This window comes from Thalassospira sp. ER-Se-21-Dark (assembly GCF_017922435.1).
Lineage (GTDB): Bacteria > Pseudomonadota > Alphaproteobacteria > Rhodospirillales > Thalassospiraceae > Thalassospira.
The window spans coordinates 368,089-378,355 of sequence record NZ_VDEZ01000003.1 but is presented as its reverse complement, the minus strand read 5'-3'; the positions used below and the strand labels follow the sequence as shown (position 1 = coordinate 378,355).

General features: G+C 54.3%; 8 protein-coding genes. All 8 read left to right on the top strand.

Annotation, left to right across the window (positions count from 1 at the left end; translation table 11 throughout):
- Nucleotides 1–401: 401 nt before the first annotated feature.
- On the top strand, nt 402–1,439 hold the full coding sequence (locus FHI25_RS14380; RefSeq protein WP_210518882.1) for a substrate-binding domain-containing protein: 1,038 nt from the start codon (nt 402–404) through the stop codon (nt 1,437–1,439).
- Between the two features lie 120 nt (nt 1,440–1,559).
- Complete coding sequence (locus tag FHI25_RS14375; RefSeq protein WP_210518880.1) at nt 1,560–3,092, top strand: sugar ABC transporter ATP-binding protein; 1,533 nt, start codon at nt 1,560–1,562, stop codon at nt 3,090–3,092.
- Nucleotides 3,089–4,144 (top strand): ABC transporter permease, encoded by a 1,056-nt coding sequence (locus FHI25_RS14370; protein WP_210518878.1) that lies wholly within the window; start codon nt 3,089–3,091, stop codon nt 4,142–4,144. The genes FHI25_RS14375 and FHI25_RS14370 overlap by 4 nt, the downstream gene beginning before the upstream one ends.
- Nucleotides 4,145–4,164: 20 nt before the next feature.
- Complete coding sequence (locus FHI25_RS14365) at nt 4,165–5,127, top strand: sugar-binding transcriptional regulator (protein WP_210518876.1); 963 nt, start codon at nt 4,165–4,167, stop codon at nt 5,125–5,127.
- Nucleotides 5,127–6,122: an aldo/keto reductase gene (locus FHI25_RS14360; protein WP_210518874.1), complete on the top strand. Its 996-nt coding sequence runs from the start codon at nt 5,127–5,129 to the stop codon at nt 6,120–6,122. The genes FHI25_RS14365 and FHI25_RS14360 overlap by 1 nt, the downstream gene beginning before the upstream one ends.
- A gap of 11 nt (nt 6,123–6,133) precedes the next feature.
- Nucleotides 6,134–7,828: a glycerol-3-phosphate dehydrogenase/oxidase gene (locus FHI25_RS14355; protein WP_210518872.1), complete on the top strand. Its 1,695-nt coding sequence runs from the start codon at nt 6,134–6,136 to the stop codon at nt 7,826–7,828.
- A gap of 35 nt (nt 7,829–7,863) precedes the next feature.
- Complete coding sequence (locus FHI25_RS14350) at nt 7,864–8,712, top strand: aldolase (RefSeq protein WP_063089104.1); 849 nt, start codon at nt 7,864–7,866, stop codon at nt 8,710–8,712.
- Between the two features lie 4 nt (nt 8,713–8,716).
- Nucleotides 8,717–10,237, top strand: coding sequence for an FGGY-family carbohydrate kinase (locus FHI25_RS14345; RefSeq protein WP_210518869.1), 1,521 nt, complete (start codon nt 8,717–8,719; stop codon nt 10,235–10,237).
- Nucleotides 10,238–10,267 lie beyond the last annotated feature (30 nt).

The following is a 10,267-nucleotide window of genomic DNA, read 5'->3' as shown; positions in this document are numbered from 1 at the left end:
GTATCAGGCTGATTATCTTTCCGGACCTAAATCAAGTCGTGGCAAAGCGCCTGTTGTCCCTATCGATAATGTTGAGAGTTTTCGCTCTGAGCTTTCCAAAGCGCTGTGACTTTAGACGTTGTCACGCGATCATCAGGCAGGGATTCCGCCCGAAGTCATCACAGAAAAACAGGTTGAACACGATCGGCGAAAATTTCTTTTCTTGCCGAAATCGTTGGCTTTGAATGCTTTTCGGGCGAACTAAAAGGTTGAAATATATTTCATGTTGACTCCCGAATTGGGATCAATCCAAATGAATGGTAGATATTTCGATCAATGAAATATCTACCATAAATAACATTGTGCGAACCACACCGTGTCCTGGAAAGCCCGGAAATTGGTTACGCATTAGGGAGGTTAACATGAAAATCAAATCAATGCTGCTGGGAACAGCAGCAGCTGCCTTTATGACTCTCACTGCGTCTTCGACTATGGCGCAGGACGCAAAGAAAAGTGCGTTCCAGTGTGAGCCGGGTGAACTTTACGCGATGAACGTCATGGTCAGTGGCGTCGAATACTGGTTTCCGGTTTATGAAATGTTCAAGCAGGCAGCACAGCAGATGGGATGTGAAACGGTTTATACCGGCACCCCGGAATATGATGTGAACAAGCAGATTGCGACTTTTGAACAGGTCCTGGCGCGTCAACCGGCGGGCATCATGGTCCATCCGATGAACTCCGATCCGTTCATCGCACCGATAAATCGCGCAGTTGAACAGGGGATTGCTGTTGTGACCTTCGCAGCAGATTCTCCGAATTCAAAACGCTCGGCCTACATCACGTCGAACAATGATCGCGAAGGCGCCGCCGCGGCGGATGCCATCGCCGAAGCCATGGGCGGATCTGGCGAATATGCCGTTCTGGAAAACCCGGGGCAGGACAACCACGATCGTCGCGTTTCTGCTTTCATCGCCCGCATGGAAGAAAAACACCCGGATATGAAACTGGTTGCCCGTGCGGCGTCAAACCAGGACCCGACCAAGGCCTATAATGCTGTCCTGACCATGCATCAGGCCCACCCGAACCTTGGCGCGGTCTTCATGCCAGAAGCAAACAGTGCGTTGGGTGCTGCGCAGGCCGCCATTGAAACCAAGGCCGACATCAAGGTCATGACCGCAGACGTCAATGCCAAGATCCTCGATATGATCAAGGCGGGTGAGGTGTTTGGCTCGATCAACCCGAACCAAGGCATTCAGGGATATATGGGCTTTATCTCCCTGTTTCTTGCGGCCCATCCGGATCTGATCGATCCGATGAACGACTACAAGCGCAGCGGCACCAATCCGATGATGGTTCCCTATATCGATAACGGCTATGCGGTGGTGACTGCCGAAAATGCCGATGACTTCTATTGGGAAGCTTATCTCAAGCGTCGCGGTACCAAAGGTATTGAAGAGTAAGGCCATCAAGATCTGGTCGCCATGCCCATGGCGACCAGAACGCCCTTCCTTTCGATCCTCCCACGTTCAATTGGTCGGAAGGAAGGGATACCCTTCTTTTATCGCAAGGCAGCCGGTTTTATGCAGCCCATTCTAGAAGTCGACGACATTCATAAATCATTCGGTCCGGTGCAGGCATTGCGCGGTGTCAAACTGTCGCTGATGCCCGGTGAAGTCCATGCCCTGATGGGCGAGAATGGCGCGGGCAAATCAACGCTGATGAATATTCTCAGTGGTGTGTTTGCCCCTGACCGGGGACGTATCCATTTCAAGGGGCGCGATATCGTTCTGCCTGATCCGGCAAAGGCACAGGCCCACGGTATCGGGTTGGTGCATCAGGAAATTGCCCTCTGCCCTGATATCTCGGTTGCCGAAAACATTCTGATGGCCGCGACGAATTCGCGGACCGCATTCCTGATGAATGATCGAGAGCTGCGTGAACGCGCCAAAAAAGTTCTTGCCGATCTGGTGCCAATCCCGGTCGACGAAAAGGTCGGGAACCTGCCGATCGCAAGCCAGCAGATCGTCGAAATCGCCAAGGCCCTGACCCTTGACTGTGATGTGCTGATCTTTGACGAACCGACAGCCGCCCTGACCGATACCGAGGCCGAGGCCCTGTTTCGGATCATTGCCGACCTGAAGGCGCGCAATATCGGCATCATCTATATCAGTCACCGCATGGCTGAAATCTTTGCGATTTCGGACCGCATTACGGTATTTCGGGATGGGACTTTCATCGACACATTGATGACATCTGAAACCAGCCCCGATGAAATTGCGACCAAAATGGTCGGTCGCGAAATCCTTAATCAGTTTCCGGCAAAGAATACCGAACTTCATCATGCGACACCTTCGCTGATGTCAGTGCGTGATCTTTGTGATGACAACTTCTTGCAAGATGTCAGCTTTGATCTGCGCAAGGGCGAGGTTCTTGGACTTGCCGGATTGATCGGGGCGGGCCGCAGTGAACTTGCCCATGCGATCTGCGGCCTGAGTCGAAAGAAAAGCGGCACCGTCAGCATGCACGACAAGCTGTTTGACATCAAAAGCTACGCCGAAAGCATTCAAAACGGTCTGGTGTATCTGTCAGAAGATCGCAAAGGATCGGGGGTGTTTCTTGATTTGTCGATTGCGGCAAATATCACAGCCCTTGATCTCAGCCATGTCAGCAGCAGGGGATTTGTACGCCAGCGCACTGAAGAAAAACGTGCCGAGGAACTGGGGCGTCTGCTGTCGCTACGCTGTGCAAATGTGAACCAGCCGGTTTCTGCCCTGAGCGGCGGAAATCAGCAAAAAGTGGCGATTGCCAAGATGCTTTCCGTGCATCCGGGCATCATCATTTTTGATGAACCGACACGCGGTGTTGATGTCGGCGCAAAAAGCGAGATTTACACCATCCTGCGCAATCTTGCCGATGACGGGGTCGGGGTTCTGGTCATTTCTTCGGAGATGCCCGAACTGATCGGTCTTTGTGACCGCATCCTTGTTCTGCACGAAGGCAGGATGGCAGGCGAAGTTGCAGGCGAGACCATGACCGAAGAAGAAATCATGAAACTGGCATCGGGTATTTCGTGTCAGAACGCGGTCATGACGAAAGGGGAGGCAGCGTCATGACATCTGTCAAGGCACTGAAATCACAAACCAAATCAAAAGACGAAAACCTGAAAGCGGAGACAACCCAATTGGAAAACGGGGGGCAAAGCCGAATGCTGGGAATCTTCAAGGCCCGTGAAGCCGGGCTTGTTGCCATCATCCTGATCATCTGCATCGCCATGAGTTTTGCCTCACCCTATTTCCTGACCTGGCAGAATTTCCGCGCCATGTTGCTGTCCTTCTCGATCGAGGGGATTGTCGTGGTCGGCATGACCATTCTTCTGATCGTTGGCGGGATTGATCTTTCTGTTGGTTCGGTCGTGTGTCTGGCGATGGTGATTGGCGGCAAGTTGTTCCTCATGGGGCTGGATCCCTGGACGGCCAGTATGATTGCCGTTTTGGTGTGCGGTTTCATCGGGTTCCTGATGGGGCAATGCGTGACCCGCATCGGGCTTCACTTCTTTATCGTTTCGCTTGCCTTCATGGTGATTGCGCGCGGTCTTTCGCTGCTGATCACCAAAGGGACCCCGCAGTCGCTGTTCAGCCTGCCGCCAAGCTTCAAATTCATCGGACAGGGCGACATTGCCGGGATGCCGTTTGTCATCATTCTGTTCTTTGCACTGGTGGTGTTTTTCGATCTCTTGCTGCGGCATTCCACCATCTTCCGCAAAGTCTATTACACCGGCAGCAACGAAAAAGCCGCGCTGTTTTCAGGCATCAAGACCAAGCGGATCAAGATCTTCTGCTCAACGCTTTGCGGACTTTTGTCAGGTGTGGCCGGGGTGGTCTATATGGCGCGGTTTGGTGCGGCGACCCCGCAATTTGGCATCGGCATGGAACTCAGCGTGATTGCCGCCGCTGTTATCGGCGGGGCCAGCCTGAACGGAGGTTCCGGCACAATTTTCGGGGCGGTGTTGGGGGCGGCACTTTTGTCGCTGGTGACAAGTTCGCTGATCCTTCTGGACGTCCCGGTTTACTGGCAGGACATCATTCGCGGTCTGATCCTTCTGGTCGCGGTATCGGCTGATCATCTGCTTAACCGCCGCAAACGCGGCGCGTCGGCCAAATCGTAATTGCGGCAGGAATAAAAAGAATGACAAACAGCACAGAATTCGAGCGACTACGCCGTTTGCACAAGGTTCTGGTGATGTTCTATCAACAGAATATCTCCCAGGCCAAGATCGCAGAAATGACCGGACTATCCCACACCACAGTCAACCGACTGGTGAAGGAAGGCCAGGAACGTGGTCTGGTCGAAATCACGGTTAAGTCGCCATTTGGCAGCATGCTGGATCTTGGCACCCTGATTGCCGAAATGGGGCGGATCGACAATGCGATTGTGGTGCCGGAAGTTTCAACCGATCCCAGGATCACAATCAAATCGACTGCCGATGCAGCAGCGGCTGCCTTGTTTGAGAAACTCGAAGACGGCATGACGATTGCGATTTCGGGCGGCGTTGGTGTCAGCGCAATTGTCGAGGCCATGAAGCCCAAGCGTAGCTATGACGTTACGGTTGTTCCCGGAACCGGCGGGGTTCAGGGGAAATACTATACCGACGTCAATCAGGTCTCGATGGCGATGGCCGAAAAGCTTGGCGGGCGGGCACTTCAACTGCATGCGCCGATTATTGCCGGATCGCGTGAAGCCCGCGATACCCTGCTTGATGAACGATCCATCCGTGATGTTTTTGACATCGCGCGCAAGGCTGACATTGCGGTGATGGGTATCGGTTCCGTGCGGGCAAGTACATCGACTTACCTTTCACTGGATGACGATATCGATCCTGCAGAAGTCCTTGCCGCCGGGGCGAGCGGCGAATTGCTTGCACATCTGATCAGCAAGGATGGAACGCCCTGTGACTATTCGGGCAACGACCGTGTGGTTGCCCTTACCCTCGAAGAACTGCGTCAGATCCCGCACCGTTTTGCCATTGCCAGCGGGCAACACAAGGCAGAACCGATTGCGGCCATCCTGCGCGGTGATTTCCTGACGACTTTGGCGATAGATGAGCAAACCGCCTATGCGGTCAGCGACATACTAAAAGGAGATGCCTGATGGCACAGCTTATTCGTGAAATTGGAAAATCCGGCGTATCGGCATCCGCAATTGGGCTTGGAACCTGGGCAATGGGCGGCTGGATGTGGGGTGGTCACGATGACGCCAACTCCATCAAGGCAATTCAGGCATCGTTTGATGCCGGTATCACGCTGATTGATACAGCCCCGGCATATGGGCTTGGCCGTGCCGAAGAACTGGTTGGCAAGGCCATCGAAGGCCGTCGTGATCAGGTGGTGATTGCAACCAAATGCGGCATGGTCTGGGATACGGACAAGGGCAACTATTTTGTCGACGAACATGACAAGAAGATCCATCGCTATCTTGGTGCTGAGTCCGTTCGCAGCGAACTTGAAACAAGCCTGAAGCGTCTGCGTACCGATTATGTCGACCTTTACATCACCCACTGGCAGGACCCGACAACCCCGATTTCCGAAACCATGGGGGCCCTTCTTGATCTGAAAAAAGAAGGCAAGATCCGTTCGATCGGGATCAGCAACGTCAACGCCGACGAGATGAAGCAGTATCTTGCGGCCGGCCAGCTCGACAGCATTCAGGAATGCTACAACATGCTCGAACGCCAGCTTGAAGATGAGCTGGTCCCGCTATGTGTCGAAAATAACGTCGCGATACTGAGCTACTCATCGATGGCGCTTGGTCTGCTGTCGGGCAAGATCGGCCCGGACCGGGTGTTCGAAGGCGACGATCTTCGTCGTGAAAACCCGAAATTCTCGGTCGAAAACCGCAAACGCGTTGCCGAATTCATGAAAGTCCTGCAACCGATTGCCGATGCGCACAATGTCCAGCCGGGCCAGATTGTGATTGCCTGGACCATTGCGCAAAAGGGCATCACCTTCTCGCTTTGCGGGGCGCGCAATGCCCAGCAGGCAGCGGAAAATGCAAAGGCTGGTGAAATCGTCCTGGGTGCCGTCGAACTGGCCATCATTGATAAGGCCATATCAGCCCATCTTGGCCCTGTTGCGCGCGCCGCCTGATTGATCATGAGATGACACAAAATTCTCAGGATAAAGTCATCCCGAAACGGGCCACTGTCGTGGTGGTCGGGGGCGGGATCAACGGAATAAGTGTGTTCCGTGATCTTGCCCTGCAGGGGGTAGATGTTGTTTTGCTTGAACAGAGGGATTTCTGTTCCGGTGCAAGTGCGGCACTTTCACGCATGGTCCATGGCGGGTTGCGCTATCTGGAAAATGGTGAGTTTCGCTTGGTTCGGCAGTCTTTGCAGGAACGTGACTTCCTGCTGCGCAATGCACCGCATTATGTCTTTCCGCTGCCAACACTTGTGCCGATTTTCGATACGGTTCATGGGTCGCTTGCATCCTTAAAGCGCTTCATCGGGTTGCGAAGCGGACCGTCGCGGCGATCGGCAATCATGATCAAGATCGGCCTGATGCTTTATGACTGGTTGTCGCGCAAAAGCCGTACCATGCCAGCGCATCGTTTTGTCTCGCGCAAGCAACTTCAAACCATGGCACCGGATCTTTCACAGGATGCGAAGTTTGGTGCGATCTATTACGACGCCTGGGTGAAGTACCCCGAACGGCTGGGTGTCGAAATGATCCTCGATACCGAGCAGGCCTGTCCGAATGCCAGTGCGCATTCCTATACCGGTGTCGAAAAGGTCGACGGTGCTGAACTCCATTGGCGCGACCGTTTGACTGGCGAAACCGGGACGATTACGCCCGATCTTGTGGTGAATGCCACCGGTGCTTGGGTCGATTTTACCAATCTTGCCCTGTCCGGTGGTCAGGAAAACGACACCCCGCGCTTTGTGCGCGGGACCAAAGGATCGCATCTGATGATCCGCAATGCGCAGCTCGCCAGCGCCCTTGGCGATCAAATGGTCTATTACGAGAACGCGGATGGCCGAATTTGCATTGCCTTTAACTATCTCGGTGTGTCGCTTGTCGGGTCGACCGACATCCTGATCGATGACCCCGAACTTGCCCGCTGCGAGGAAAGCGAAAAGGACTACATGCTTGGCGCATTGCGCTTTGTGTTTCCGGAAATCGAGATCGCGCGCGACGATATTGTTCATGTCTTTACCGGTGTCAGACCGCTTCCTGTCAGTGACGCGGATGCAACCGCCCGGATCAGCCGCGATCATTCGCACCGCGAACAGGAAGCCAATGAAAAGCGTGATTTCCCGGTCATCAGCCTGATTGGCGGCAAATGGACCACCTTCCGGGTGTTTGGCGAAGAAATCGCCGATGTTGTTTTACAACGGCTGGGGCGGAAACGCGTTTGCGATACCCGTCGTCTGAAGATCGGCGGTGGGCGTGATTTCCCCAACTCCGAAAGCGATCTTGATGACTGGATCGGTGCAGAACTGATTGATCTTGCGGTTGATCGCCCAACACTTGAACGCCTTGCCGAAAGGTATGGCAGCAGAGCACGCGATATTGCGCTGTTCTGTCAGGCCGAACCGGATGGCCCGCTTGTGGCAGCCGAAACCTATTCGCGCCGCGAGATCGAATTCCTGATCCGTAACGAAAAGGTTCGAAGCCTTTCCGACATCCTGTTGCGCCGCACGGGTCTCGGTCTGGAAGGCGGGATCACCACCAGTTTGATCGAGGAAATCGGAACGCTGATGTCTGGCGTTCTGGGCTGGTCCGCAGCCGAACTTGATCATCACACACAATTGCTGCGCGAAGAGCTCGGCAAAAAACACAGCATCGTCTGAAAAAATAACCGGGAATGCCGGTCAGAGGAGGAAACATGTATCTATCAAAAAAAGTGCGCCTGAACCGTTTGATGAAGAACGGTCGCTGTCTCGATGTTGCAATTGACCACGGCGTCTGCAACGAGCCGAGCTTTATGGTGGGACTCGAAGATATCCAGTCAGTCGTCAACACCCTGGTTGATGCCCGTCCCGATGCCATTCAAATGAATTACGGGCAGTCCGATCTTTTGCAAACCCTTCCGGGTGAAAACCGGCCGGCACTGGTGATGCGCGTTGATATGGGCAACCCCTATAACAAGGAACGTCATCGTTCGATGTGGGCGGTGATGCAGAATGAAACCGATCCGATCTTGCCGGCTTTGCGCATGGATGCGGCCTGTGTCGTGGTCAATCTTTTCATGTTGCCAGACGAGCCTGATCTTTTCCGTCAGTGCGTTAAGAACATTTCGAAGCTTGGCAATGACTGCGAAAAATACGGCATGCCGCTGATGATCGAGCCACTTGTCATGCAGCCAAACAGTGAACGTGGCGGTTATCTGGTCGACGGGGATACCGAAAAGGTCACAACGCTCGTAAGGCTGGCCCGTGAAATGGGGGCCGATATCATCAAGGCCGACCCGACCGATGATCCCGACGATTTCCATCATGTTGTGCAAGCAGCCCGTTGCCCGGTTCTTGTGCGCGGTGGTGGTAAGGCCGATCTCAGAACCGTGTTTGATAATTCAGCGGCCCTGATGGCACAGGGGGCGCATGGTATGGTCTATGGACGCAACATTTATCAGCATGACAACCCAAAGGCGGTTGTCGCGGCCCTGATGGCGATGATCCATGATCAAGCAGACGGCGCCAAAGCATGGGATATCTATCTTGGGCTCAAAGGATAGAACCATGGGACGCTATTTTCTTGGAATTGATGCGGGCAATACGGTCGTTAAAACCGTATTGTTCGACGCCCGCGGGCGCGAAATTGCCCATGCCTCGCGGGAGGCTGTTTCGCGCTGCCCGGCACCGGGATTTGTTGAACGCGATATTGATCAGATGCGCCATGACCTTTTTGAGGTGGTGGCAAAGGTCATCGACAAATCGGGCGTTGATACCTCCGATATCGCTGCCATCGGCAGTGCGGGACATGGCAACGGGCTGTATTTGCTTGGTGCCGGTGGCAAGGCACTTCTGGGAATTCAATCGCTTGATACCCGTGCCAATGCGCTGGTGGATAAGCTTGCGTCAGATGGGGTGGGCGACATCACCTATTCGATTTCCGGACAACGTCCATGGGTGTCACAAACGCCAACCTTGCTGGCATGGATCAAGCGTGAACGCCCGGAAATGTACGACGCAACGCAATCGGTCTTGTTGTGCAAGGACATCGTGACCCATGCGCTTACTAACGAACTGGTGACGGACATTTCCGATATGGGCGGATGTGGCATGCTGCGCATGCCAGAGAACGTCTATGATGACGAACTGCTTGATGCATTCGGTATTCTTGATGCCCGCCAAAAGCTTCCGCGTCTTGCCCATCCAAGCGAGGTTGTTGGTCACGTGACAGCCGACGTTGCGGCCAAAACCGGTCTTCGTGCTGGCACGCCGGTTGTGGCCGGGTTCTTTGACGTGATCGCAAGTGCCCTTGGTTCGGGCGTTGCACGGCCGGGACAGGCATCGATGATCGTCGGCACCTGGAGCATCAATCAGATCATTGTCGAAAATGTCGATTTCCAGAACGAGAACGAGATTTTCATGTCGTCGGGCTATGCGGATCGCCGGTTCATGTCGATCGAAAGTTCGGCGACGTCGGCCGTTAATCTGGAATGGCTGGTGCGTGAATATCTTGAACATGATGCCGAAGTGGCAGCGGGAAAATCACCGTTTGATCTTGCCAACGAACTGGTTGCCAAAAGCACCTTTGGTCTCGATGGGCCCTATTACCATCCATATCTTTATGGTGCGCCGTGTAACGGTACCGCACGTGCGGGATTTTTTGGTGTTGGTGGATGGCACGGGCGGGCCGATATGTTGCGCGCCATCTACGAAGGTGTGACCTTTGCCCATCTGCAGCATTTGGACAAACTGCGTGCAACCGGGGCACGGTTTGACAAGATCATTTTGTCCGGCGGCGGGGCGCGGAGCCCAATCTGGCCACAGATCATCGCCGATATTCTTGAGCTGCCGCTCAGTGTGGCAAAGTGCCAGGAAACCGGTGCATTGGGGGCGGCGATGGCCGCGGCTGTCGGGGTTGGAATGTATCACGGTTATGAACAGGCCGCCGACAACATGGTTTCGATGGACCGCCATTACAGCCCGAACCCGGATGCCAGCGAGATTTATCGCAAACGCTTTGCGATGTGGCATGACCTTGAAAAGGCGATGTTGCCGTTCTGGTCGCGCTTTGCTGCAGTGAATTCTTGATGGTCAATCCTGCGCCCTGTCGTGCGATGG